This is a genomic window from Paenibacillus daejeonensis DSM 15491 (assembly GCF_000378385.1).
Lineage (GTDB): Bacteria > Bacillota > Bacilli > Paenibacillales > Paenibacillaceae > Paenibacillus_D > Paenibacillus_D daejeonensis.
Map to the genome: position 1 here is coordinate 419,951 of NZ_KB899662.1, position 26,584 is coordinate 446,534.

A 26,584-nucleotide genomic window follows, 5' to 3' on the forward strand; every position below is an offset into this window, starting at 1 on the left:
CTCCGGCATTTCTTCAACAGTCTTTTATTCTAGGTTACTGCAGTTGCTCTGTAATTAGGGCCGGATCAACGGCTTCCAGCAGCGACAAGTCATGATAGGAAGTCGGATCAGGGATCGACGTAATATTGCCTACGGATTGCAGATATTCACCAACAGCCGGTCCGTTACTGCCATGGACATACGAGGCGTCTACTTCCATCGAATACACATTACGGCCCATGATTTCAGTCAGCTCTTCCACGCTCAGACGCAGCTCGGGGGCTAGAATTTCAATCGCTTCCTCACGGTTGTCGTTAATGTAGTCCGTTGCCTTTTGCAGCGCCCGCAGTACCGCCTTGAGCGTATTCGGATTAGCCTCCAGGAAATCATCAGTGACCTGAATTGTCGTATGCACGCTCATCCACTCCACGTCGCCAGGGTTATCCGGCAGTTCGCTCTTTGTACCACTGAACAAGAACTTGCCGCCACCCTCGATGGCTTTGGTGATGAACGGCTCCCAGCTTGCCATGGCATCAATATCGCCACGCTCCAGCGCTACCACAGCGTCACTCGGAGCAAGATTGACATAGTTGATTTTGCTGGCATCCACACCCAGCTCTTCCGCCATATTGTTGATAGCGATCATAACGTCAGCACCACTTGGGATACCAATCGTCTTGCCTTCCAGATCCTTGGCGCTTGTCAATTCGAGATCGGCTGCCCCGACCACTGCTTGCGTACCGGCAATCTGGGCCAGCGGCGCAATGATTTTGACCGGAATGTCCGTTGATTTGAGGATGATATCCATGAAGTTCGTTTGAATACTAACTTTTGCACTACCGCCTGCAACCATCGGACCGATATCCGGACCACTCTCAATCAGTTGGCTTGTGACCTCAAGCCCTTCGTCCGAGAAGTAGCCGAGCTTGTCGGCAATGATCTGCTGCGAGGAAATCTGTGCATCCCGCACGCCAACCAAGGTCAGCTTTGTCGTCTCCAGTTCCTCAGCCACAGCTTCATCCGCAGGTGGCTCTTCATTGTTGGCAGCTCCTGTTACCGGCTCGTTGGCAGGCGGATTGTTCGGTATGTTATTCGGTGTATTGCCCCCTCCGCATGCTGCCAGCAGCAGCAGAAGTGTCAAGGCCGCAGCCAGCGTAGGTCCCCATTGGAATGTCCGTTTAATCATCGATATTTCCTCCCCTTAATAGATATGATATAGCAAGCGCTAGCTGGCGCCCCTGTCCGTCCGCTGTCGGCAGGCGGACAAGGCTGCACAGATGTTATCTTGTGGTTGTATCATTCAAGCGCGTCCCGCAGACCACCCTTACGCCAAGCCAGCACTCTGCGCTCGAAGAGCTTCAGGAAGTAAGAGAACAAGCTGTATTCGAGGCCAATCAGGATGATGGCAACAAACATATTGGTGATTTTGAAATAGTTACGCGCATCGACAATCATGTAACCCAGTCCGGAACTCGCACCCATCATCTCCGAGACAATCAATGCGGAAAAGGACAATCCGAGCGACACCTGTGCACCAACCAAGAAATTCGGAATGGCCGCGGGCAGCATCACCCGTGTGAATATCTGTCTCTCTGATGCGCCCAGACTCAGCGCTGAGCGAATCAGCGTCGAAGGGACTGATTTGAAGCCATCCAGCGTGTAGACGAGGACCGGAATAAAGGTGGTCCAGGCGATCAGCAGAATTTTGGGAAACTCACCGATACCGAACCAGATGATGAACAGCGGCAGCAGCGCCAACGCGGGGATCGGTCCAACCAGGTTCAGAATTGGCGAGAACCAGCGTTCCACACTGCGAAACTTGCTCATGAAGACGCCTAGCGCAACGGCGAAAATACTCCCCAGCAGAAAACCTGCAGCAATGCGGATCGTACTGGCCATAATACTCTCCGTAATGATTCCCGTCTGGGCCAGCACCCAGCCTTCCTGCAACAATACCGTCGGCGCAGGCAAGAAACGCGGATTGAAAAGTGTCAACGTTTCATTGAGGCGAGAGAAGCCTTCCCAGACCAGGAAGAAAACAATAGCGGGCAATAGATTATAACGTTTGAAGAAGGATTCCTTCGGTACCGTCCGCTCACCCGACCGCCCGGCTGGCTTCATGCCTGTCACTTTCGGCCCACTCTCCGAAGCCGCTGTCCCTTGCAAGGTATGCTCTTTGACGGTACTCAGCTTGGCACTGCTCATGAGGATCCCACCTTCATCTGTAAAAGTTCCTGCGGCTCTTCGTCCATCAGAATCCGCTCAATCCGGCTCATCATCTTGCCGAAGCCAGGCGAATGAAAGGAGCGCGGATGCGTCAGACCCACTTCAAAGATATCGCTGATCTCACCATGCTTCATGACAACGACCCGGTCAGCCAGACTAACGGCTTCACTGATACTGTGCGTGACGAACAGGATGGTCGGCTTGAGCTTGGCGCAGATCTTCTGCAGCTCCACGCGCATCGTCTCCCGCGTCAAGACATCCAGCGCCCCGAAGGGTTCATCCATTAGCAAAATCTCCGGCTGCCCTGCCAGTGCCCGGGCAATACCGACCCGCTGCTTCATGCCGCCAGACAGTTCGGCGGGATAGCTATCCGCATAGGCTTCCAGTCCAACCAGCTCCAGGAACTCGCGTGCCGTCTGTCTTGCTTGCGCCTTGCCGGCCTTTTGAACCTCAGGTCCGAACGCGATGTTATCCAGCACCGTCATCCAGGGAAACAAGGCATGATCCTGGAACACCATGCCTCTGGATTTCGAAGGGCCCTTAACCGCCTCGCCATCCACACTGATCGAGCCCGTGTCGGGATGCAGGTATCCCGCAATCATATTGAGGAGCGTGGACTTGCCGCAGCCGCTATGGCCCAGGATGCAAATAAACTCATGCTCGTGGACGACAAGATTGATGTCCCTTAAGATCGACCGCTCCCCGAACCCTTTGCCTACCTCCCGTACTTCCAGCTTCATGCCATCAACTCCCATTCATTTGTTTATGTCAGTTTATTTAACGCTTATGAGTTATGTTATTATCATACTGTCTAACACGTGAGTTGTCATTGTACATTTTAACTAAATCCATCCGGGTCTTTTTGATCATGTTATCTAATTTCACCTATACACCGTTCGAGTTTAGTGGTATAAATACGTTAACTATACTCACACTTTGTCAAAAGGAGGTCTTGTGATGCAGCTTCACCAGCTCCTTGCTTTACCGATCTACCGCAATGCCCGCATCGTCGCTGGCGGCAGCGGCCTAAACGGCAGTCAAGTGCTGTCCGTCAACATCATGGATGCGCCGGACATTATTCATTATTTGAAGCCCCATGAATTGCTGCTGACTACCGCCTATGCCATGAAGGATCACCCTGAATCGCTGCTGGCGCTGGTAACGAATATGGCAGAGGTAGGCTGTGCCGGCATAGCTATCAAGACCAAACGCTTCCTTGAAGAAGTACCTGAGTCCGTCGTGCAGCGCGCTGACGAGCTCGGCTTTCCTATTATTGAGCTGTCGCTGGATTACTCTATCGGGGAGCTGGCCAACCATTCGCTCAGTCACATTCTGGAGAAGCGGACGGATGAGCTGCACTACGCCCTGACCACGCACAAGCAGCTGTCCCAGATGATCATGAAAGGGCAGAGCATCCCGGAGATTATCGAAGCGCTGGCCTCGCTAATTGGTGCCCCCGTCCTGCTGCTGAATACCGAACTCGAACAAGTAGAAGGCTGTCCGGGCCCTGCAGGTGACCCCGGGCCGGTCGATTGGCTGCCAGCCATCCAGTCGGCCTTAGCTGACCTTGGGCCTCCGGACGCTTTTGCCGAGCTCCAGCTTCCTCCCTCCGCTTCCCCCAATTCGGAGACGGGCGTCCGCCTACTGCCGATCTACACCTTTCAATTAGAAGGCTATCTTGCGGCCATCTCGGAGTGGGCAGGCCGTGATCAAGCACTAACCCGTCATGCCATGGAGCAGGCGGCCAATGTCATCGGACTGGAGCTCGTCAAGCGGCAGGCGGTCCAGGAACGCTCCCGACGGTACAAGAACGAATTCTTCTCTGACTTCGTGGATGGCCTTATCACTTCCGAGCAGGAGCTAATGCACCGCAGCCGCTATTACGACCTGCTGCATCATCCCGTATATGTGTGTGCTGTCGCCAAACGGGATCCATCCAGAGGCAACACACAGACCAGCGAGCCACTAGTACCTGCCGATGCCCAGATTTCCGATCGCGACCGCAACTATCAGCTGCTGAAGAACGCCTTTGCTGAATTAGAGCTCCCATTTGTCCTCTTCACCAAAAACGATACGTTCTGCTGCCTGCTCGCCATCCCCGCCCTGAACAGTGAGGCGCAAGCCGGAGATCAGCCGCTCATTCCCCAGCTGAAGCAGATGATTCAACGGCTGCAGGAAGAGACCAGCGTGCCCGTCTCGGTCGGCGTCGGCAATCCAGTCTCCAAGCTGACGGATATTCCCTTGTCATACAAAGAAGCGGTCAAGGCGCTCGCCCATGGTTATGAGACTGGCAAGCAGCGCTTCGTTCAACCTTACCGCGAAAAGGATTTGACGAATCTGTTACGATTACTGCCACGTGAAGAGATGCGGGAGTATTACGAACAGACCTTCAAGGAGCTGCTGCAGCTGGAGGATAAAGAGCGGGGCGAGCTGATGAAGACACTCCACATGTTCTATGAGACACACTGCCAGCTGGCTGAGACGGCCAAGCGGCTGTATGTGCACCGCAACACCGTCATTTATCGTCTGGACAAATGCCAGCGCCTGACCGGACGCGAGCTTCGTGACGCAGTGGAGAGTCTGCGCTTCCGCACCGCTTTTGCCATGGAGTCACTGCTCACGTAAGAATCTTTATGGCAGATAAGTAGGCTGCTTAAAATGGCCGAAGAGGCACGGAATCGAATCTGGTCAACGCTTTCTGGAAGAAAGCGACTTCGGAAGCATAAGCTGCGAAGCGTTCGCCTGAAAGCTTTTCGCAGAAAAGCTAGCTTCGGAAGCATAGGCTGTCCCCGGATTTCAACCGCTAAGGCGGTTAACAATTCAAGAAATCTGGGGACAACAGCGATCGGAAGATCGATCCGTGACCGTAGGACTTATTTGAAGTTAGCCAGCCCTGAGCCGCGCGTTTCCGCTTGACGAATGCCGTCGAATATGTTGAAATGCTACTGTAAGTCATTTCCACATATACATAACCATCTTCGAATGGAGGCGACGGTATGCGCGCAAAAACGGAGCTGGACAACGGCACCATCCTGATTCCGGATAATCCGGTCTCACAGTTCCTGTTCAGCAACACCAAATCCGCCATCATCTGGCTGGTCATCCGGTTGTATCTTGGGTATGCGTGGGTTACAGCGGGCTGGAAAAAGGTCACCAGCAGCGCTTGGGTCGGTGAGGATGCCGGGGTAGCTGTAACCGGCTTTGTCAACGGGGCTTTGGCGAAAGCGGAGGAAGGCGGCGAAGTCACAGGCTGGTATGCATGGTTTCTGGAGAACGCCGTGCTGCCCAATGCCAAACTGTTCTCGTTCTTCGTTGCTTACGGGGAAGTATTGGTGGGTCTGGGGTTAATCCTGGGTCTGCTGACAGGCATTGCGGCCTTCTTCGGCGGCTTGATGAATGTTACGTTCCTGTTCGCGGGTACGCTCAGCACCAACCCCCTGCTCTTCATCCTGGCCACATGGCTCGTTATGGCCTGGAAGGTCGCCGGCTGGTACGGGCTCGATCGCTGGGCGCTCACCTATCTCGGAACGCCATGGCATCGGGGCCACGGCGGCAGATAGATTTCCACTGAAACTTCGACACTACAAGAAGAAGGAGCCTGGACCGTCTCTACGGTGCCAGGCTCCTTTTTTGATGGCATTCATTGAACCACAGGCACCTTTTTGACACCGCCTTACAAAAAAGTGCGTACTACTCAAATTCGACAATCCCTCTTATACTGGTCACAGGTTAAGGAGGGAAGCCATGTGGACTACAAATTGAATATTGGAGGACGACATCTCGTCTTGGGTACTACAATAGATACCGACAGCACGTTAGCCGTCTCCGGCAAACAAGGCGTCGCCCTGCAGGACGGAGAGTGGGACCTCATGCCAGGGCTATACAGCGCAAGGAATCTGGCCGAGCACATCGGTACGCTGCTGGACGCTGTTTGTATACAGCTTGGTAATCCCGCCGCGGCTGGGGTGCTCCTGGACAATCTGGAAGCAAGTTTATCCACCACGGCAAGAGAAGCCGTGCTGCCTGCAAGCTCTTTGGATGCCGATAATACCTGGCGCGCATGGGCGGAACGAGCAGAAAGGATAGGAGCCAAGCTCACACAATGGGCAAGGGAGTCGCGCACCATCAGAGCATCAGAGCCACGCAGCTCCGCAGTACAATCTCTTGCTCTGCGCAGCCGCTGCGAGCAGCATCTATGGACAGCGGAGACGGTACGGCTCCTCATGGGATCCGCCGGCAGTCCCATGGTCATGCAGCTGTATAATGAATATCTGCATCAATTTGTGCTGTTGCGGGACCTGTTACTTCCCTTTGCGAATTGGGACGTTATCCCTATCCCGGTTGGGGTTCGACGAAAATCGCGGGGATTGCGTGAGGTATCGGAAGCAAGGGAGCGGTTCTTGACGGGATTGTTCACCAAGCGACTGCCGCACCGGGAGCTAGTCCGTTTCGCTCAAGAGGTGCTGCAGCCTGGCTTAGGGGAGCCAGGCTACGGGTTCCAGTATGAAGCTGGCCTGGTACTGCCTGCTGCATTGGGGTGCCAATCCATAACCGCCGCCACCCCGCTTCTCCGCTGGTATCCTGCTGTACTTGCGAATGCGGAATCAGAGCTCCCCGGTGCTGTAATTTTCGACTATGTCCATGACGATTACGAGGGAGCCCCCCGCAGTTGGGTAGATGATCCTGGATATCAAATTGGGTTCCTTTCTGTAGAAGAAGGTCTGCAAGGAGTCAGGGAGGCTGTCATTGCAGCGCAATTACAATTAGAGGCAGGTCGTACAACACTCAGCTATACCGTGATGGACAGTCAAGGCAAGGCGTATGCTGTCGATGTGGGCCAGATGCTGCGGGGTTATCGCTATATGTACAGGGAGGCAGCAAACCTGCCGTCCGCAGAGACTGCTCGCGCACAGCCTCATGACGAAGTAGCTCGCCACAAACCGGAGAGTCTGCTTAGCCTGCCAGGACTTGTGGACAGCCAACAGGGCGGCGTGCACCTCATTGATACGTACGGTAACCCGTTGATCCTATGGGCGCTGATTGGCAAGCTCCACCCAGCGAATCTCGTGTTGCTGCCAAGTCGTGACCCCGAAGCAATTACAGCTGCGCAGCACACAGGCAAAAGCTTTGGTGCCAAATTCCTGCTATATCCGGCATCATGAGACGTTGCCCGAGGCCCCTCAGCCCGGGCAAGCCTCAGCTCTGGGAAGCCCTCCGCTTGGAGCTGTGCTCTGCAGAATATTCAGAATAGGATGCGCCAAAATCGCACAGCTGCTGAAGCACCGATACCAGCTGTTCCCCCCACTGACTCAGCCTGTATTCTACCTTAGGAGGCGAGACAGGGTAAACCTTGCGGATGATTAATCCGTCTTCCTCGAGATCACGAAGCTGCGTCGTCAGCATCTTCTGTGTCGCGCTTGGCATTAGCTTTTGAAGCTCGTTGAACCGGCAGGTCTTCTGTGACAAATAGCCGAGGATCAACGGCTTCCATTTGCCACTAATTAATCCCAAGGTAATCTCTGAGGTACAAGTATAATCACGGTCGCGAAACGAAATCATAGCCGTCCCCTTTCCCAATCTTATTATCACTGACCAAAAACCAACTATTCCTATTTGTATATTTAATCATTATATCAGAAGTAAATAGGCTTCACTACTCATATTTCATTCCAGAAAGGAGCTCTTCCCATGCCATCGATTAGACCTGTCGCAACACTTTCTGTGCTGCTTGTTGCCACTCTGGCCGCAGCTGGCTGTGCCGGTCCAGACGTCTCATCCGATATAAACCATCCTGCCTCTCCGGCAAACACGGACAACAAAACGACTAAAACCGAGACCAGCTATCCCATCGTTACGGAGTCCACATTGACCTATTGGCTGCAAACGCCTACGACCCTCAAGCCCAGCATTAACGAGGTTCCCTTCTTCCAGGAGTGGCAGCAGCGGGTAGGGGTACCCGTCTCGTTCGTCGAGGTATCCCCTACACAGGCCAAAGAATCGTTTAGCGTCATGCTAGCTTCTGGCCAGCTGCCTGACATCATCGAATACAATTGGCAGAGCGGGTTGCCTGGAGGACCGGAAAAAGCGTTGCAGGACGGCTATATTCTGCGTCTCAACGAACTCATCGACGAGCACGCGCCTAATCTGAAGCGGTATCTGGCGGCGCATCCCGAGATCGACAAGCTTGTGAAGACAGACAATGGAGATTATTATGTCTTTCCGTTCCTGAAGGAAGGCGGGATGACCACCCAATGGGAAGGTCCGGCGCTGCGCAAGGATTGGCTGGCGGAGCTGAATCTATCGGTACCGACGACTATCGATGAGTGGCACACTGTGCTCACAGCATTCAAAGAAGAAAAAAATGCGAGCGCTCCATTGACGATTCTCAATGCCCCCAATGCGCTGCAGGGCTTTTTGAACGGAGCATTCATCGGTGCTTACGGGATTAACCGCGGGTTCTACATCGATGAACAACAAGTACAGTTCGGTCCGCTCCAACCCGGTTACAGGCAGTTCTTGGAGACGATGAGCCAGTGGTATAAAGAAGGTCTGATCGATTCCAGCTTTACCCAAACCGACCGCAAGGCTCAGGATGCCAATATCGTCGGTGGCAACTCCGGCGCTACCATTGCCTCCGGAGCAGGCTTCGATAAGTGGACTCATGCCTTGGCAGAGCATGATTCGACGGCTGGTTTTGTCTTTGCCCCCTACCCCGTACTGACACCTGGAGAGACCCCAAAGTTCGGCCAGGAAGCATGGATGTACGGTGCCGAGGCATCAGCAGCTATCTCCGCCTCCACCAAGCATCCCGAGTTGGCCGTTCAACTGCTTGACTATGCCTATAGCGAAGAAGGCTATCTCTTCTTTAACTATGGGACGGAAGGGTTGAGTTATACGCTGGAAAACGGTGAGCCGGCGTTGACTGAATTGATCCGCAACAACCCGGACAATCTATCCTACCTGGAGGCGCTCGGACTGTACACCCATACCGTAAACCCCGGTCCGTATGTGGCTTCCAAAGCTTTGATCGGAAGTCTGGCGGCAACTGGAGAAGATCACAACTATGACCGTTGGAAGACAGATAACCTGAAGCATGTGCTGCCGCCAGTCTCCATTTCTGCTGAGGAAGCCAGTGAATACGCACGCATCATGGCGGATATTAATACGCTAGTCGATGAAACGTCACTTAAAATCATTCTTGGCACGGAAACGATCCAGGCCTATGACGAGCTGGCGGAGATGCTGGATGTTCTGCAGATCGGACGGGCGCTGGAGATCCAGCAGGCCGCTTACGACCGCTTCCTGGAGCGATGAAAGGCATGTTTCCTGCAGCGGGTAGTTCCCTAAAAGCTCGGCTGACAAAAGATTTCAAACGGCATAAGTGGCTCTATCTCATGGCGCTGCCGGTCATTGCCTATTATGCCGTTTTCCAATATTCACCTCTCTTCGGCGCAGTGATTGCCTTCCAGCATTACACACCTATGAAAGGCGTATGGGGCAGTGACTGGGCAGGGCTCGAGCATTTCCGTACCTTTATCGGCAGCTACTATTTTTGGCGACTGGTACGCAATACGATCCTGCTCAGCTTGTATGCCCTGCTGTTCGAATTCACGGCTCCCATTCTGTTGGCGCTCCTGCTGCACGAAGTGCGATCCCGCACGATGCGCACGGTTGCCCAGACCATAGCCTATATGCCTTATTTCGTCTCGCTCATTGTCGTCTGCGGTATCGTCAAGGAGCTGACCCGCAGCGGCGGGCCGCTTAACCTCGTAGTCCTGAATTTGTTTGGAGGAGAGGGTCAGGACCTCCTTCAGCAGCCGGAGATGTTCCGCGGCATCTATGTGATGTCCGAGATTTGGCAGCGCGCAGGATGGGAAGCAATTATCTATCTGGCGGCCTTGACGACCATTCATCCGCATCAGTATGAAGCAGCACGCATTGACGGGGCCAGCAGATGGCGGCAGATACGCAGTATCACGCTGCCGGGTCTTCTCCCGACAATCACCATCATGTTGATTCTACGCTTGGGCTATATGATGGACGTCGGGTATGAGAAAATCTTGCTGCTCTATAACCCTGTTATCTATGAAACGGCCGATGTCATCTCCACCTTTGTCTATCGCAAAGGCCTCCTCGACAATGACTGGAGCTTCAGCTCGGCCATCGGGCTGTTCAACTCGGCCATCAATCTCGTGCTGCTCGTGACGGCTAACTATATCAGCCGGCGCATCAATGGCAACAGTCTGTGGTAAGGAGGCGAAGCATGTCACGATCCGATCGAACGCTGGATTTAATAGTCTATCTGTTGCTGACAGTGCTGGTCATCATCACACTCTATCCGCTACTCTATGTCGTGTTCGCCTCGCTCAGCGACGGGGACCAACTGATGGCGCATACCGGTCTGATGTGGCGGCCCCTAGGCTTCAGCACCCTTGCCTACGAGCGCGCAATCGCGAACCCCGCCATCTGGACCGGATACTGGAATACACTTCGCCTGGTAGCGGGCGGCCTGATCCTTAACCTGACGATGACAGTGCTTGGCGGCTACGTGCTGTCCCGCCGGGATGCCTTATGGACCAAGCCACTCATGATAGCCATCGTCTTCACCATGTTCATCAACGCCGGAATCATTCCCTTTTATCTAATTGTCCGGGAACTGGGACTCATGAATTCACTCTGGTCGCTGCTCCTGCCATTTGCCGTCAAGACGTTCCATCTCATTATTGTTCGCACAGCCTTCCTGTCTCTGCCTTCCGAACTGGAGGAATCGGCGCAAATCGACGGTGCCTCGCACCTGACGCTGCTGCTGCGCATTATCCTCCCCCTGTCCATGCCAGTAATCGCCGTCCTACTGCTATATACTGCCGCCGACAAATGGAACATGTGGTTTATGCCCTCCATCTTCATCCAGGACCGCACCTTATATCCGCTGCAACTGGTGATGCGGGAAATTATCATCAACAATGTCACTGATCAGATCTCCTCCGGAGCCAGTGTCGGCGAGGCACAAAAAATTGGCGAGACAATCAAATATGCAACCATTGTCATTGCCACGCTGCCAGTTCTGCTTGTCTATCCTTTCCTGCAAAAGCACTTCGTTAAAGGAGCGCTGATCGGCGCCATCAAGGGCTAATTGAAACGATCATGGCAAACCGTGAGCTCATGCTGGTCAAGCTTGCCTCAGTTTCAACGCCTTTCTTTTTAGGCTATAATGATGAGGGTGTTGCATATCGCACCATATCTCATCTCATTCGAAAACGGTGATGCATAATGAATGTCAGGCTTCATATCGTTGCACCCTATGAATCCATGCTTTCTGTCATTCAAGAAAGCCTGCCCCTCTTCCCCGAGTTGACTGTGGATTATTCAGTCGGCGACCTGGAGAGCGGCGTTAGCCAAGCCATCACAGCAGAACAGCAGGGCGCGGATCTGATCATCAGCCGCGGCGGTACGGCACGACTGATCAAGCGAGCCGTCACCATCCCTGTCATCGACATGCAACTATCCGGTTATGACATGATTCGTTCGCTGATGATGGCCAGTAATCTGAATGAAAAAACAGCCATCGTCGGGTTTGCCAACATTACGTCGGGTGCGCAAGCAATCATTGACTTGCTCGATCTGCCGCTGAAGGCGTTCACCGTCTCCGCCTCTGAGGAGGTTGCTCCCTTGCTCCTGGATCTGAAGAGCCAGGGCTACAAGCAGATCGCCGGGGACGTCATCACCCTCAAGACCGCCAATGCTTATGGGCTTCGTGGGTTTCTGATTCAATCGGGTAAAGAGTCCATTGTCAAAGCGCTAGAGGATGCCAAGCTGATCTACGGCTACCTTCATAAAAACGATCACTTGACGCAATTATTCGAACGGATGATCCTGCACAAGCATGCCAATCTTATCATAGTTAACACGGAGCACCGCATTATCTATGAACGACTAACCGATTATTCATCCAATCCGTTGCAGGAGCAGCATTTAACGATTCTAGACAGCGAATGGGCAGCTGGTGATACCACGCTAGTCCGCAAGCTGGCCATAGACGGGGGGAGCCTCCGGATAAAAGGTTATCGTTATACCATTGACGATCATTCTTATACCTTGTATGCTCTGCACCGGGATGAAGCACTCACCGACGGACAGATCGGCATTCAAGCCAGGCATATTGATTACAGCGAACCACTGGCTGACCGTTCACCGGTGATGCGTCAGTTACTGCAAAGGATGCGGACGTTATATGAACGCTGCGAACCGATATGTCTGCAAGGCGACAAGGGTACCGGCAAAGCGTTCATTATCCGGCATATTCACCAGGAGCTCTCGCCTGATAGTCTGCTGCTGGCCATCGATTTGAGTCAGAGCGATTTGGACGATGTAGAGACTCTTTCGCTAAGCTCGGTTGCCACCATCAAGCTGCTGCATCCGGAACAAGTATCCGATCAGAAGCGGCTGATTGCCTGGATACGGAGCTGCCGGGAGATCGGGATTCGTATCTTCTTGGTTGCCGAGCAGACCGCTGTACCGCAGATCGTTCAGGAAGCCGAAGCAGGTCTGCTAATTATGCCTGCACTCCATGAGCGTCCTGAGGATATTGAACCGTTAGCCCATTATTTCTTATCCCAGTATCATCAGCGTTATGGCTCGATCGCCGTCAAGCTACAGGCGGAGGCATTGGCCCTGCTGCAACATCAGGAGTATCCGGGACATGTGGATGACCTGCGGGAGCTGGTCAAACAAATCGCCCTCAATGAGAGGGATTATGTTATCCAGGCGGAGACCATCCGCCGATTACTGGACGATGATTCCTTCAAAACGGCTTGGGCAGTGCCTCAGGGCACGCTTAAGGATATCGAGAAGGAAGTCATTCAGGCGGTCCTGCAAGAAGAAAATTATAACCAATCCCGAACCGCAGAACGTCTTGGGATTAATCGGGCTACATTATGGCGAAAACTAAAGGGGTAACCTTTAGTTTTCGCCTTTTTTTATTTCCTAGACTAATGAGTGTTGCAATATTAAACATTTTTATGAAAGCCATTATTTATAACCTTATTAAGTGTTGCTTTTATAAACAATCTGTTTTAAGATGTAACTATGTAATCGCTTTATAAATATCAACAAGCTGAGAGGGAGTCGACAATCATGAAAATTAAAGCGACGTTGGATCGTATACCGGGGGGTATGATGGTTGTCCCGCTGTTGCTGGCTGCAACCATCAATACGTTGTTCCCCGACTTGCTTCGGATCGGTGGTTTTACGGAAGCACTGTTTGTTAACAGTGCCAGTGCGCTGATTGCATTGTTCCTGCTTATCGCCGGTACACAGATTAACTTGCGTACGGCTCGGTCATCCGTTGCCAAAGGGGTCACCCTCTTGAGTGTGAAATGGTTGCTTGGTGCACTCGTCGGTTTGCTGGCTTTTTGGCTGGCCGATAACAACGGACTATTCTTGGGATTGGCACCAATTGCAATTATCGGCGCCATGACGAATTCCAATGGTGGTCTCTACATTGCCCTCGCCGGTCAATATGGCAAAGAAGAAGATAAAGCCGCTTATCCATTCCTTGCGCTGAGTGACGGGCCGTTCCTGACGATGGTAGCCCTGTCGATCTTCGGGGCTATGGGTTTCGCCGAAGGCATGTTCTCGGCCACCTCCTTCATTGCCGTACTGCTGCCTCTGGCAGTAGGTATCGTTCTTGGCAATCTGGATAAGGACATGGGCGATTTCCTGTACAAAGGTAGTGACAAGCTCGTCCCGTTCTTCGCATTTGCACTGGGGATGGGCATTAACTTCAACGCTATTATCAAGGGCGGGCTGAGCGGGATTATGCTCGGGATCATTACCGTATTGATTACGGGCGGCGGCTTGTACCTCCTCTTCAAGAAGATCGGCTGGAATCCGATTGTCGGCGCCGCCGAAGGTTCAACCGCAGGCAACGCCGTCGGTACGCCGGCAGCCATAGCCGCAGCCAATGTGGCCTTTGCTCCGGTTGCCGAGCTGGCTACTGTCCAAATTGCGGCCAGCGTCGTTACTACGGCGGTGCTGCTGCCCATCTTTATCGGATTCTTGTCCAAGCGATTGGAAAAAGAACCTGGCGGTCTGGCCAAATACAATGAAGTAGCAGAGAAAAGACAGAATTAAATTGCGTGTTTAAAAAGAGAGAGGCGCAAGAGAAGAGACCTTATGGCCTCTTCTCTTGCCTGTCGCAGGATAGGAAGGAGAAATCAGCATGAAACTAGCTATTATCGCCGACGATTTGACAGGTGCGAATGACAGTGGCGTTCAACTAGCCGGCAACGGACTACAAACTGCCGTTCTATTTGATAGAGATGAAGCCGGTGCACAGGCTTATGAAGCTGTCGTTTTCGACACGGACAGCCGTGCGGTATCACGCAATGAGGCGTATGACCGTGTAAAAACCGCGGCTCAATTCCTGGTCCAAGCCGGGTTTACCAATATATTTAAAAAAATGGACTCAACCATGCGTGGTAATATCGGCGCCGAAATCGATGCCGTCTATGATGTGCTGAAGCCAGATTTTGTCATGTTCGCTCCCGGCTACCCCAAGAATAACCGGACGATCTCTGGCTCCATGCTCTACCTCAAAGGTGTACCTGTAGGTGAGACCGAGATTGCCCGCGATCCCAAAACGCCGGTAACTGTATCCTATCTCCCTGAACTGCTAAGTCAGCAGACATCCCGCTCCATCGGAACGCTGACCGTAGACGATCTTCAGCAGGGACAAGCGCATGTATTGGCGAAGCTGGAGCAATATCGTCAGAATGAAACCGTGATTATCGTCGTCGACTCGACGGAAGAAGAGCATCTGGAGCACATTCTCCAATATGCCAAGCAAGCGCCCTACAGCTACGTCTGGGCGGGATCTGCCGGCCTCGCGAATTATCTGCCCGCTTATTACGGCATGCCTTCACGGCAGCGTCAGCTGAGCATTGCTCCCAATCATGGACCGATCCTGACCGTCATCGGCAGCGTCAACAAAAACTCCAGAGCTCAGTTGAAGCGTCTGCTGGAGCAGGCGGATGTAGCCGGTATTGCGTTCGACTCTTCGAAGGCTGTGACCTCGGAAGCCGAGCAGCTCCAAGAAGTCGAGCGCGTCTACTTGCGTGCACTGGCCATGGCCCAAGAGGGACGCGATGTGGTCCTCTACTCTACCGGAGAGAAAGAAGACATCGCGGCAGCTCAACAAATTGGCGAATCTCGCGGCTGGTCCGCCACTGACGTCAGCAATGAAATAGTCAAAGCGCTTGGTGCGGTATGTGCCCCACTGCTGGAGCATGGCTATTTCAAGGGTGTATCCATGAGTGGCGGTGACACGGCCAAGCAAATCTGCGAGCGTTGGGGAATCAAGGGCTTTGAATTGTTGGATGAACTGGAAATCGGCGTGCCGATCTCCACCTTCCTGGGCAAAGACGAGCTCTATGTCATTACAAAAGCCGGCGGATTCGGTACCGAGGATGTCTTCATCCATGCAATTCAGAGATTGAAAGGGGAAATAAAATCATGAAACCGACAATTGGGATTACGATGGGTGACGCCGCTGGTATCGGACCGGAGGTCATCGTTAAAGCGCTGGAGCACCAGGAAATCTACGACACCTGTCGTCCATTGGTCATCGGAGATGCCAAAATGCTGACCCGGGTTCTTCCTATTGTAGCCTCCGAGCTAACCATCCATCCCGTCAAAAGCGCAGCAGACGCTCGTTTTGAACATGGGACTATTGATGTCCTGGATCTGAATCTGCTTCCGGCCGACCTGCCCTTCGGCAACGTATCTGCGGCTGCGGGGGATGCAGCCTACCAATACCTTGCGGAAGCTGTAAACCTGGCCAAGCAAGGTGAGATTCAATCGATCTGTACAGCTCCGCTCAACAAAGAAGCCCTGCACAAAGGTGGCCATCTCTATCCAGGTCATACCGAGATTCTTGCAGCCTTGACAGATACAGAGGATTTCTCGATGATGCTGACCACACCAAATCTGCGAGTCATTCACCTGACCACCCATATGGGATTGATCGCAGCGATCGAGAGCATCACACCGGAGCGCACCTATACCGTCGTCAAGCTGGCTCATGATACGCTGAGCAAGGCTGGCATCGCCAACCCGCGGGTCGCTGTCTGCGGCATTAATCCACATGCTGGCGAGAACGGTCTGTTCGGCAATGGAGAAGAAGAAACCAAACTGATTCCCGGAATCGAACGTGCAGCAGCCGAGGGCATTGACGTGACTGGGCCTTACCCGGCGGACACCCTGTTCTTCCGGGCCGGACGCGGCGACTTCGATATCGTCGTTGCCTGCTACCATGACCAGGGCCATGCGCCAGTCAAGGTAATGGGCATTGAAGAAGGCGTCAATATTACCGTCGGACTGAAGGGCGGCATTATCCGTACCTCCGTCGACCATGGCACTGCCTTCGATATTGCCGGCCGCAACATCGCGGATGAGAAGAGTATGCTCGCCGCAATCCGCTCAGCCATCGAGCTGGCGCCGAAGCAATAAACCAAGAGATGCAAAAAACCTTGCCCGGGACATGCGCCCAAGGCAAGGTTTTTTGCATTCTGTGTTAAACACCAACGGGTTCCAACCGCTATCCCGTTAATGGCTGCACAAGCCGCAACAGCGTTTGAGCATCCACGCGGAATTGCTCCGGGTCGTCAGCCTTAACAAACTCCAGCATGGCATAATGCGATCTGCCCGTCGTTGCGGCCAGATCCAGATAGCTCTTCCATTCCTCCGCCCCTTTCAGCAGCGGCAGCCTAACGCCGGGTTTCCAGTGGAACACATGCAGGCTTGCCAGCAACGGCAGGATATCCGTCAGTCCGGACAGACGATCCTGTTGACTCCAGTCGGTAGGCGGTTGCCAGTTAAACCGGACCGCGGGGTGTTCCAGCGTCGATAGCATTCGGTTCACACTCGCGCGACTGTCGGTTAGGGTATTGCTGTGATATTCCAAATGAATCTCTAGCCCCGCTTGTGCTGCTAGCTCACCGATCCGGGCTAAATCAGACAGCACGTCATGCCATCCTTTCTCATCAGTTTCAACCGATCCTCTGTCTCCTGCCCACACGCGAATTGCCGGGGTGCCTAGAGCGGCGGCCGTGTCCCGAACGGATTCAAAGGACAAGCCGGAACCCTCGCTGACGCCAGCTCGGTAATAGGAGCCGTACGAAGCGGTTGCGAGCCCTGCATCGGCCGTCATCTTAGCCGTTTCCCGAGCGGTGTGGATGTTTCCGTGGGGCACATGAATATCGCCTCCCCATTCGATAGCATCCAACCCAGTTTCCTTGACAAGTTGAATGATCTCTAGATTTGTAAGCTGACGGAAAGTAACGGATAATAGTCCGGTACGTATCATACAAGAATCCTCCAATTCGTTTGGCTTTAATTGTAGGGATTCTACAGATTTCGCGCTATTCCTCCTTGCAATACCAAGCTGGGATTACCACGATACACCGGACGGCAGCTGCTCCTCGGTGATGGATTCCCAAGACTTCGTATACGAGCCTTTAGCCAGCAGTTTCAAATAGGTCCCTTGCTCTAAATCTACGCTGGCTGAAAATCTTACCTTCCGCTGCTTCCCTACTTCATTATAACCAGTAAGCTGGTAGTGGTAGCGGTTTTCATCCTCCTTGGCGGGCTCGTTTATCATGACATAGACGTACTCTTCTTCGTAGAGAGGATTAAATCGGTCAAAATCTTCCTTGAATGCTGCATAAAATCCTGCAGCTGCCACGATGACTAGTCCAAAGACTGCAACCAAAATGATTACTTTTTTCATGGTATATCCCTCTTTCATCTCATTTCATTTCAACGTTACGACATCGCTCGTCTGACTATATTTCTGTAGTAGCCAATGGTCAGAATGGCAAATATAAAATAAATGCCTGCGTACGCCGTCATCGCTATCACGGTTGGTACCGTAATATCCGAAATCACCAGTATGGAAGCGGCTTTGACCGCAAATATCGCATGCAGGATACCGATAACTAGCGGGATCAAAAATACGAAAGCCTGCTTGCGGATAATGCCGCGCATAATCATTCCGGTATCAAATCCAAGCTGGCGCAGTGTCTTAAAGCTCTGCCGTTCCTGCTCCGCTTCGGTCATCTGCTTGAAGTACAAGATGCTGCCAGTGGAGATTAGGAAGGCCAGCCCTAGAAAAGCCGCAATAAAAATGAGCAATCCGAAGATTTGCAGCCCTGTCTTATACTCCGAATAAAAGTCTGGCCAGAACGGATCATCCGCTACGTACGTCGCAAAGATGGTCGAAGACTGCTCCAGTCCTTCCCAGTCCTCCATTTGGAAGGTATCAAAACGAACCGTCTCTATTTCTGAATCTATTTCCGCCTGCTCGCTGATGGCTTGAATGGTGGCCTCGGAAGCCAGAAGCTGAATGCCACTCACGTTGTAATTCACCAAATTGGACACGGCGAGATCCGTCAGCCTATAGGAAGCCTCATTCCCTGCAAATTGGATTTCTTCCCCAATCTCCTCCAAACCTTCGACAATAGCTCTCGCATTATAGTATACAACCTCACCATAAGGCGGGATTGGCACCTCGTCACCAATGTGCTGGAGCTGCTCTGCTGGCAGCAAGAGCAGTCGCCTTGTCGTGCCTTCGGCGTTGTTCAAGTCGCCATATACATTTCCCACCAGACGAATGGCATCGATTCTACCTTGTTCAAATGCAAGGCCTTGACGCTCCAGATCCGCTTGAAACGATAACGCTGCTTGTTCATTGTTCTCAAACAAATAATCATACGGCAACGCCCAGCGTGCGTCCCGTTCCACCGAGTAATACATCGAATAGGCACTGGCAACCAGCGTGATCGTCATGGCAGAGAGGACCGTAATCAACGTCAAGGATCCTGCACTATCCTTCATCCGATGCATGAGCGGCGCCAGTGACAAACTGTTGGTCAGACCCAAATGACCGTTTTTGTGCTTGCGAACCCGATACAGAATCCAGCCTATAGTCACCCTGTACAATAAGTAGGTACCCAGTATGGTGGATGCCAGTACGAGCAGCATGTTGAGAAACAGCAACTGATTAATCATCCGATCCGACAGCCAATAGCCGTACCCGATCAAAGCTATCCCCAGCAAGGCACATACCGCCGCTACAAGTGCTCGCGGCTGCGAAGGATAGTCCTGCTCTCTGTCAGCCTGGAACAGATTGAGCAGCGTGCTGCGATAGACGGTCGCTGCCATCTGGAATGACGTCAGCCCGATCACCATCAGGAATACCAGTGCCGTTTGAATAGTTGCAGGTATGGAAAAGCTTAAACCCACCACCTCATCCAAGCCGATTAACCGCAGCAGAATCATGAGGAACAGCCTGGAGAGCAGCGCACCCGACGCGATGCCCAGAATAAGCGCACTTAGTCCGAGCACGATATTTTCAATGATTAGATACCGGACCACCCACCCTTTGGAAAGGCCGATCAATTGATACAAGCCCAGCTCCCGGCTTCGCCGTTTCAAGAAAATACGGTTGGCATAGACCGTGAAGATGGCTGCAATGACAATCAGCAGGATTCCCGCCACCTGAAATGCAGCGGAGAATTCCGCACTGCTGCCTGTCCGTTCCTGTACTGCCGGATCTTGCTGTAGCGTCGCGAAGATGAAGTACAAGCCTGTCGTGAAAATAAGCGCAAAGAAGTAAAGATAATAATGCTTCACGTTTTGCCGCATACTGCGCAGAGCCAGCTCAAAGACTGTCAACGTGATCCCCTCCGAGAACAGCCTGGACATCCATGATCTCTTTGAAGAATGCCTGCCGTGTCTTGTCACCGCGATAAAGCTCGGAATAGACTTTGCCATCCTTCAAGAAGACGACGCGGTTGCAGTAGCTGGAAGCTACCGGATCATGCGTAACCATGATGATCGTTACGTCACGCTTGCGATTGATGTCCTCCATCGTGCCTAGCAAGGAGGAAGCCGACTTGGAATCGAGAGCCCCAGTAGGCTCATCCGCGAAGATAATGGACGGCAAATGGATCAGTGCACGACCGGCAGCTGTCCGCTGCTTTTGCCCTCCCGAGATCTCATGCGGATATTTATTCGCAAGCTCCTCTATGCCCAGTACGCCTGCAATCTCATGGAATTCCTTCTCCGCCGCACGCTTGCTCATCTTGTTGAGCGACACCGGCAGGAGGATATTCTCCTTCACCGTCAGCGTATCCAACAGATTATAATCCTGAAATATAAAGCCCAGATGGTTGCGCCGAAAAGCAGCCAGTTCCTTATCTTTTAATCCGGAAATATCCGATCCTTCCATCGTAATCGAACCATCCGTCGCCCGGTCGATGGTTGCCAATACATTCAGCAATGTCGTCTTGCCAGAACCCGAGGGCCCCATGATGCCAACAAACTCTTGCCGGGCTACGTGCAGATCAATCCCCTTCAGCACTTGCTGGGTATTGCCTTTCGTGCCGTAGGATTTCTGTAAATTTCTAGTTTGCAGCACGGTGTCCCGTGATTTCGTCTCAGTCATGTCGGTACCTCCTGGTTGTTGTTGATGGTTCTATTGTACGATCTTTCCTGCCGGGCTGTCGCATGCTTCACATGACAATCGCTCCGTCTAAAGTGACAATGTTGTCATGTTGCTAAAACAAAAGGCACTGCTCTCCATGGAGTGCAGTACCCTTGCAAATGATATGCGGTTAGCTGGTGACGTCCCGCCGAACGGCCTCAAAGGCATTGGCACTGGAAAAGGTCATTCGCATGATCGTCCCGTGGCCTGCGCTGGATTGCGCAGTTAAGGTTATGCCCAGCTTGTCCGCTACGGTCTTGGCAAGATACAGCCCAAGCCCCGTAGCCGCGTTGTGGATCCTGCCGTTGTCGCCTGTGAAGCCCTTATCAAAGATGCGCGGCAGATCATGCGGCCGAATTCCCGGACCTTCGTCATGGATCTCCAGCGTCACATGCCCAGCTGTGTCCTCTGCCGCAACGATGAGTAATGTGGCGCCAGAGGGACTGTATTTGACAGCGTTCGTCAGCAGCTGCCGGAACACGAAGCGGCACCACTTGCGGTCGGTCACGACTTCAGCAGCCGCGCCTTCGATGCTGATCGCCAGATTTTTCTCCATACACCAGGAGGCTAGCTCGCGCACCTCCTCGGCAGCAATTCGCTGAACCGGCACAGATGCCAGTACATAGTCCGATTCCAGGGAGGGCAGCCGCGTCATATACAACTGCTGGTCAACCAGCAGATGGATGCGCAGCCACTCCGCGGCGATCCGGCGCACAGCCTCGTCCTCCCGGTGGGCGTCAAGGATCAACTTCATCGCTGTGAGCGGCGTATTCACTTCATGAATCCAGGCAGCCGTAAAATCATTTTCGATGATTTGCGCACCCTTGACGTCCGAAACCTCCTGCTTATGATGGCGGTCAACGGCATGCAGGAATGCGTGGATGCTCTCATCAAGGCTGTTGCCGGGCTCAGGCAGACCTTCGAGCCAATGCGCTCCCAAGTCCTCGCGCGATCGGGTGAGCGCAACGGCATAGGCGGTTTCCCGCTTGTAGCGCCACAGGATGAAGACCACTCCGATTAGAAGAAACAGACCGTTAAGATAAATCAACGAGGCAGACTCTACGGCAAGCCCCGGATCGAGCAGCAGCAGCGCATTCGTCAAACCCAGCAGTCCTGCAAACAGAAGAAGCCAGCTTCTCCTGGCGGTAAGGTAACGAATCAACATGATGGCCCGGCCCCCTTATAACGTCATGGCCATGTAACCGAGCCCTTTTTTGGTCACAATCGCCTCGGATAATCCTAGCGGCTCCAATTTATTGCGCAAGCGGGTCATGTTAGCCGTCAAGGTATTATCGTTTACGAATTGCTCGTCCTCCCAGAGTTTTTGCATCAGCTCGTGGCGGGAGATAATTTCGTTGTTGGACTGAACCAAGACGACGAGCATATAGAATTCGTTCTTGGTCAGATCTGCTTCTTGTCCTGCCTTGCGGATACTGCCCCGCTTCATATCGATGACGGCGCCGTTCCACTCCAGTACATCCGAGACCGTCTCCCCATAGGCATAGGTTCGCCTCAGCACGGCCTGAATCTTGGCATAGAGGACATCCGTATGGAACGGTTTCTGGATAAAGTCATCCGCTCCCATATTCATCGCCATCACCATATCCATCGGATGATCTCGCGAAGACAGGAACAGAATCGGAACCTCCGAGACTGCCCGGATCTCCCGGCACCAATGAAAGCCATCGAACTTGGGAAGCACAACATCCATAATGACGAGCTGGGGTTGCTCCTCGGAGAAGGAACGCATGACCTCGTCAAACCGATCGGGTCTTGAGACCTTGAACGACCACGACTCTAACCCACTCTTCAACGCTTCATATAAAGCATCGTCGTCCTCGACGACGAAGATCTTCATGTCCATAACAGCGGCCTCCCATCTTAGCCCTACAAATTATAGAAAGTATAGCAGAGTGCAGGCTGGCAGGGAAAGTCCTCCGCTCTACCGGACACAGTTGCGCTTATTCGACCGAACTTGGGGTGTCTCCCAATCTAAGCGGCGGGAAGCTCTAATGTGCCTGCTTCTCCTTGGGCAGCCTCATTGTGACCACCGTACCTCCGCCCTCCCGGACCCGAATGTCTAACGGTCGGCCAAACATGCGGAGCAAGCGCCGGTTCACATTGGACAGCCCGATCCCGCTGCCCTGATCGCTCGGCGGAAGCCTGAACTCCCGTGACCAAATCTCGATTTGCTCCGGGGTCATTCCCATTCCGTCGTCACTGACACTAATCTCGATATCCTCACCAGCTTGCCGCATCGCGACTATGATCGTCAGGGAATCACTGTCGATATCGTACCCATGGCGGACGGCGTTTTCCACCAGCGGCTGAATCACCATCGGCGGGATCAAAGGCTCGAAGTCATCCAAATCATAGAGAATTTGCAGACGGTCACCTATTCTTGCCTGCTCCAGGGACAGGTACGCCTCAACAAGTGCAAGCTCATTACTGATCGCCACCAGCGACTGACCATCGCCAAAATCAAAGCTTCCCCGCAGGAAACGGCTTAAATCACGCAGCAACTGGCTGGTCCGTGCCGCGTCCCGCTTGCTCATCCAGATAATCGTATTAAAGGCATTGAACAAGAAATGCGGCCGAATCTGCGCCCGCAGCATCGCCACCTCCGAATCCAGCAGACGCGATGCGGAACGCTTGAGCTGGGTAAGCGTCCGGACACGTGCCATCAATTCGTCCCGTTCGTATGGCTTGCGGATCAGATCATTGGCACCCGCAGCCAGTCCTGTCTCATTCATTCGGACCCGTGACGTGCCCGTCGTCATCAGGATCGGCAGATCGATGAGGCTGTGCGTCAGCCGAATCTGACGGCACAGTGCAAACCCTGACATATCCGGCTGCAGCACATCGATAATGGCCAGGTCCAGGTCCCCTGCCGCTGCAAGTAATTGCATCGCATCGGCACCGCTGCGGGCCTCCAGCACCTCAATGCCTTCCGCCTGAAGAAGTCCCGCCAGCGCTCTGGCCTGCACCAGTTCGTCAACGACAAGAACGCGGAGTGCGGCCTCTCCCTCGATCTCCTGGCTGCCGGGTTCGGATATTCTTATGCTCTTCTCTTCCGTATCTATCGCATCACCAACTGCCAAAAGCATCTCGGGGCTCGTCGATTCTCCCGCCATGGGCAGCATCACGACATAGCGACGCTCTGCCCCTGCTCGTCTCACCGTGGACAACTCACCATCGTGCAGACGAGCCAACAATCGACTGATGGCGATCCCTACCCCTTCCGGCTGTCCCCCGGCCACGGCGCTGGGCCCTGTAGCGATGACTTCCAGCCGGGCAAATCCTGCCTCCTGGGATGCCGTAACTTCGACGCTTCCCTCAGCAAGCTCCTGCATCGCTTCCTCAATCAGATGATACACAATCTGAGTTACCCGATCTTCGTCACCCAGCACAGTGTAGCGGTGGGGCTCGACTGCATGATGCAGCGTGATTCGCCCGTCGGCCCGTGCGGCCCGTGCTTGCCGGAATACCTCCAGGACAACCTCCACCAAGCTGGCCAGCTCCAGCGGCTGACGCCGCAGCACCATACTGCCGTCCTTCATCCGTTCGTAATCGAAGAGATCATTCATCAGAAACGATAGGCGCTGGGAGGTATGCTCCAACAGCAGCATATCCTTGTGCTGCCGCTCCGACAGCGGTCCGCCCGCTCCATCGAGCAGTGAACGAACCATATGGCGCATCACCTGCAGCGGGGTCCGCAGCTCTTGGGAGGTCTGCTGAAGGAACTCGTCTTTCTCCGCACTCTGCCGCCGCAGTTCGACTGTCAGCTCGCGAATTTTATCCATAGCCTCCTTGCTGCGCGCCCCGAGGAATAGTCCTTGTGCGAGTAAGAAGATCGCGATGCCAAAAGGCTTTTGCCTGTACACCTCCTGCAGCAATGTAAGGTTCCCTATGTATCCCGCAGCAAATTGAAGCAGACCCATCATCGCAATGACAAGATAGACCGAGCCTGTGATGCGCTGGAGAATCGCCCGAAAAACAGCATAAGCAATATATCCCGCAGCCAGCACTAACATGATGATCGTTTGGTGGACAAAGAAGCCGGAGCTCTGTCCTCCAGTTACCAGCCATAGGGCCGCTATGCCCAGAAACCATACACTCGTCACCCGGAACACCATCTTCGAAACACGGGTGGGATTAATGTAGTGGCTATACCCAATCATGGACCACATGGCAATTAGCGGTGACAAGGTCTGCAGATGCAATAATGCTGTGTAGGACAATGTGGGAATATACAGGTACATAAGCTTTTCGCCACTTGATACCACGAAGACTGCAGTGACGAGACAGAATAGGGCCAGCAAATAAAACGAGGGTTCTCTGCGGCTCTGCATGCCCAGGGAGGCGTAATACACGCCACTGATTACCAGGCTGACCATGACGGCTAGATCATAGCGCCCATAGGTAGCCGTCTGACTCGTAACAGCCTCAGCAGTTCCGAGCATCGGCGGTTCGGCGATGCCGGTCAACCAATACGTATAGTTGGCTACATGGATGACGACCTCGACCGTTCCGTCCTCTCCCTCGAAGGTTACGGTATAGGGCTGATTCTTGGAAACTGTCGTCTCTGCTGATGTGCCCGGTGTCCCTCTGCCCCCTGCAGGCTCGCCATCGATGAATACCTGGCTAGCCGATCGGATACTGCCGACCCGCAGACCGTAAGGCTGCTCCGATTCAGGCAGAATGAGGCGAAGATGGTAGGTCCCATGCCCGTGACGGGCATGGGCATCGAAGGTCCAGGCCCCGCTCCATGAGGAAGGTACGGACATATGGCCGCTCAGTCCGGGTTCCGCATTCGAGCCTATAGCCTCAGGGGGAACCAGCGCATCCCGAACAAAGTTCCACTCCCCCTGCAGGCGGTATAAGGTATCGTCATCAAAAGTGCAGCCACTGTAATCTGCCACCCCCGCTGCCGAACGGGCGCAGGAATCCGAATCCCCGGTTGTCAGGAACGGCGAGACGATATAGGACAGCCATAGCGCGATAAACAGAAAAAATAGGACGCGTTTGATCATGGGGACTAATCTCCTGTAATTCGACAAATTCTGATATGGGAATGACATATTAGATTCGAGATTCTCTGGAAAATACCTGCTATGAAGAAGAATCGACACTGCTACATCGCACGAATCAGCGCTAATTTCTGCGATTGCTCCCAGCACACGGGGAACGCTCCTTGACGGCGATCGAACACAACGCGCGGAGGACGCAGCCATGACAGCGACCACTCCAAACGCACGGGGGAACGCTACATGATGGTGATCTATACCAACACACGGGGAACGCTCCTTGACGGCGATCGAACACAACGCGCGGGGGACGCAGCCATGACAGCGACCGCCCCCTCCTGCCCAATTTACGCGACACTTTGGTCCATGCTCCCGTTCTAACGGCCACCACAGCAGCTATTTCGCTCTATATGCCAGGTTTGAAATTGTAACGGCCATATAAGCAGCTATTGGAGCAATAGAGGGCATTTCCACCTGTATTCTATTGAAATAACTGCGCTGGTGGCCGTTAGCCTATTGAACCCCGCAAAAAAGCAGTAATCTTGCAAAGAAGTTCACATGTTAGCCCGAAGGGAAATTTTACAAAAGAGAGAGGTTCCTTTACCGTAATGTTAGGAAGACAAGACGGAAAGGAACCTCTATGGTTAGCATAACGAAGCGAAACGTGTTGAGTCAAGTGCTGGGCATTATGGATCGATCTGCAAAAGCTTGGTTGTCGGATCGGTATGGGAAAAAGTTGTTTCTTGGGAAGACAGCGGTGTTATTTCTTGAAGCGATCTTAGCTAAACGTAAGAGTGTAGACGAAATT

Annotated in this window: 21 protein-coding genes; 10 read left to right on the forward strand and 11 right to left on the reverse strand. The window is 53.3% G+C overall.

What is annotated here, in order from left to right; all coding sequences use genetic code 11:
* Positions 1 to 34: 34 nt before the first annotated feature.
* From F556_RS0115185 to F556_RS0115195, 3 genes are all read right to left on the reverse strand, one after another.
* Positions 35 to 1,165, reverse strand: coding sequence for an ABC transporter substrate-binding protein (locus tag F556_RS0115185; RefSeq protein WP_020617832.1), 1,131 nt, complete (start codon positions 1,163 to 1,165; stop codon positions 35 to 37).
* 110 nt (positions 1,166 to 1,275) lie between these two features.
* Positions 1,276 to 2,184 carry an ABC transporter permease gene (locus F556_RS0115190; protein ID WP_020617833.1) on the reverse strand — a complete coding sequence of 303 codons (909 nt, stop codon included), beginning with the start codon at positions 2,182 to 2,184 and terminating at the stop codon, positions 1,276 to 1,278.
* Positions 2,181 to 2,945: an ABC transporter ATP-binding protein gene (locus F556_RS0115195; RefSeq protein ID WP_020617834.1), complete on the reverse strand. Its 765-nt coding sequence runs from the start codon at positions 2,943 to 2,945 to the stop codon at positions 2,181 to 2,183. Before F556_RS0115195 ends, F556_RS0115190 begins: the two co-directional genes overlap by 4 nt.
* 217 nt (positions 2,946 to 3,162) lie before the next feature.
* On the opposite strand from F556_RS0115195, the gene F556_RS0115200 reads away from it, so the two are divergent.
* From F556_RS0115200 to F556_RS0115210, 3 genes are all read left to right on the forward strand, one after another.
* Positions 3,163 to 4,830, forward strand: coding sequence for a PucR family transcriptional regulator (locus F556_RS0115200; protein ID WP_020617835.1), 1,668 nt, complete (start codon positions 3,163 to 3,165; stop codon positions 4,828 to 4,830).
* Between the two features lie 371 nt (positions 4,831 to 5,201).
* On the forward strand, positions 5,202 to 5,765 hold the full coding sequence (locus tag F556_RS0115205; protein WP_020617836.1) for a DoxX family membrane protein: 564 nt from the start codon (positions 5,202 to 5,204) through the stop codon (positions 5,763 to 5,765).
* Between the two features lie 186 nt (positions 5,766 to 5,951).
* Entirely contained in the window at positions 5,952 to 7,367 is a 1,416-nt protein-coding gene (locus tag F556_RS0115210; protein WP_020617837.1) for a hypothetical protein, read from the forward strand.
* Between the two features lie 34 nt (positions 7,368 to 7,401).
* Here F556_RS0115210 and F556_RS0115215 read toward each other — a convergent pair whose 3' ends face one another.
* A complete protein-coding gene (locus F556_RS0115215) occupies positions 7,402 to 7,764 on the reverse strand; it encodes a winged helix-turn-helix transcriptional regulator (protein WP_020617838.1) in 363 nt (120 codons plus the stop codon).
* Between the two features lie 129 nt (positions 7,765 to 7,893).
* On the opposite strand from F556_RS0115215, the gene F556_RS0115220 reads away from it, so the two are divergent.
* The 7 genes from F556_RS0115220 (at position 7,894) to pdxA (ending at position 16,713) form a co-directional block, all read left to right on the forward strand.
* Positions 7,894 to 9,519 (forward strand): extracellular solute-binding protein, encoded by a 1,626-nt coding sequence (locus F556_RS0115220; RefSeq protein ID WP_020617839.1) that lies wholly within the window; start codon positions 7,894 to 7,896, stop codon positions 9,517 to 9,519.
* Positions 9,516 to 10,457, forward strand: a complete 942-nt coding sequence (locus F556_RS0115225; protein ID WP_020617840.1) for an ABC transporter permease — start codon at positions 9,516 to 9,518, stop codon at positions 10,455 to 10,457. Before F556_RS0115220 ends, F556_RS0115225 begins: the two co-directional genes overlap by 4 nt.
* 11 nt (positions 10,458 to 10,468) lie before the next feature.
* On the forward strand, positions 10,469 to 11,338 hold the full coding sequence (locus F556_RS0115230; RefSeq protein WP_020617841.1) for a carbohydrate ABC transporter permease: 870 nt from the start codon (positions 10,469 to 10,471) through the stop codon (positions 11,336 to 11,338).
* A 137-nt stretch (positions 11,339 to 11,475) separates the two neighbouring features.
* Positions 11,476 to 13,161, forward strand: a complete 1,686-nt coding sequence (locus tag F556_RS0115235; RefSeq protein WP_020617842.1) for a sigma-54-dependent transcriptional regulator — start codon at positions 11,476 to 11,478, stop codon at positions 13,159 to 13,161.
* 177 nt (positions 13,162 to 13,338) lie between these two features.
* The gene (locus F556_RS0115240; RefSeq protein ID WP_020617843.1) at positions 13,339 to 14,337 is read left to right on the forward strand and encodes a 2-keto-3-deoxygluconate permease; all 999 of its coding nucleotides are present in this window, start codon (positions 13,339 to 13,341) and stop codon (positions 14,335 to 14,337) included.
* An 88-nt stretch (positions 14,338 to 14,425) separates the two neighbouring features.
* The gene (locus F556_RS0115245; RefSeq protein ID WP_020617844.1) at positions 14,426 to 15,721 is read left to right on the forward strand and encodes a four-carbon acid sugar kinase family protein; all 1,296 of its coding nucleotides are present in this window, start codon (positions 14,426 to 14,428) and stop codon (positions 15,719 to 15,721) included.
* Entirely contained in the window at positions 15,718 to 16,713 is a 996-nt protein-coding gene (pdxA, locus tag F556_RS0115250; protein WP_020617845.1) for a 4-hydroxythreonine-4-phosphate dehydrogenase PdxA, read from the forward strand. The genes F556_RS0115245 and pdxA overlap by 4 nt, the downstream gene beginning before the upstream one ends.
* Before the next feature lie 88 nt (positions 16,714 to 16,801).
* Here pdxA and F556_RS0115255 read toward each other — a convergent pair whose 3' ends face one another.
* From F556_RS0115255 to F556_RS0115285, 7 genes are all read right to left on the reverse strand, one after another.
* Positions 16,802 to 17,569 carry a sugar phosphate isomerase/epimerase family protein gene (locus F556_RS0115255; protein ID WP_020617846.1) on the reverse strand — a complete coding sequence of 256 codons (768 nt, stop codon included), beginning with the start codon at positions 17,567 to 17,569 and terminating at the stop codon, positions 16,802 to 16,804.
* A gap of 84 nt (positions 17,570 to 17,653) precedes the next feature.
* Positions 17,654 to 17,992: a YxeA family protein gene (locus F556_RS0115260; RefSeq protein ID WP_020617847.1), complete on the reverse strand. Its 339-nt coding sequence runs from the start codon at positions 17,990 to 17,992 to the stop codon at positions 17,654 to 17,656.
* A 35-nt stretch (positions 17,993 to 18,027) separates the two neighbouring features.
* The gene (locus F556_RS0115265) at positions 18,028 to 19,938 is read right to left on the reverse strand and encodes an ABC transporter permease (protein ID WP_020617848.1); all 1,911 of its coding nucleotides are present in this window, start codon (positions 19,936 to 19,938) and stop codon (positions 18,028 to 18,030) included.
* The gene (locus tag F556_RS0115270) at positions 19,925 to 20,710 is read right to left on the reverse strand and encodes an ABC transporter ATP-binding protein (RefSeq protein ID WP_020617849.1); all 786 of its coding nucleotides are present in this window, start codon (positions 20,708 to 20,710) and stop codon (positions 19,925 to 19,927) included. Before F556_RS0115270 ends, F556_RS0115265 begins: the two co-directional genes overlap by 14 nt.
* A gap of 169 nt (positions 20,711 to 20,879) precedes the next feature.
* Positions 20,880 to 21,914 carry a sensor histidine kinase gene (locus F556_RS0115275; RefSeq protein ID WP_020617850.1) on the reverse strand — a complete coding sequence of 345 codons (1,035 nt, stop codon included), beginning with the start codon at positions 21,912 to 21,914 and terminating at the stop codon, positions 20,880 to 20,882.
* A gap of 15 nt (positions 21,915 to 21,929) precedes the next feature.
* Entirely contained in the window at positions 21,930 to 22,613 is a 684-nt protein-coding gene (locus tag F556_RS0115280) for a response regulator transcription factor (RefSeq protein WP_020617851.1), read from the reverse strand.
* A 145-nt stretch (positions 22,614 to 22,758) separates the two neighbouring features.
* Entirely contained in the window at positions 22,759 to 25,782 is a 3,024-nt protein-coding gene (locus F556_RS0115285; RefSeq protein ID WP_020617852.1) for a hybrid sensor histidine kinase/response regulator, read from the reverse strand.
* Between the last annotated feature and the right edge of the window lie 802 nt (positions 25,783 to 26,584).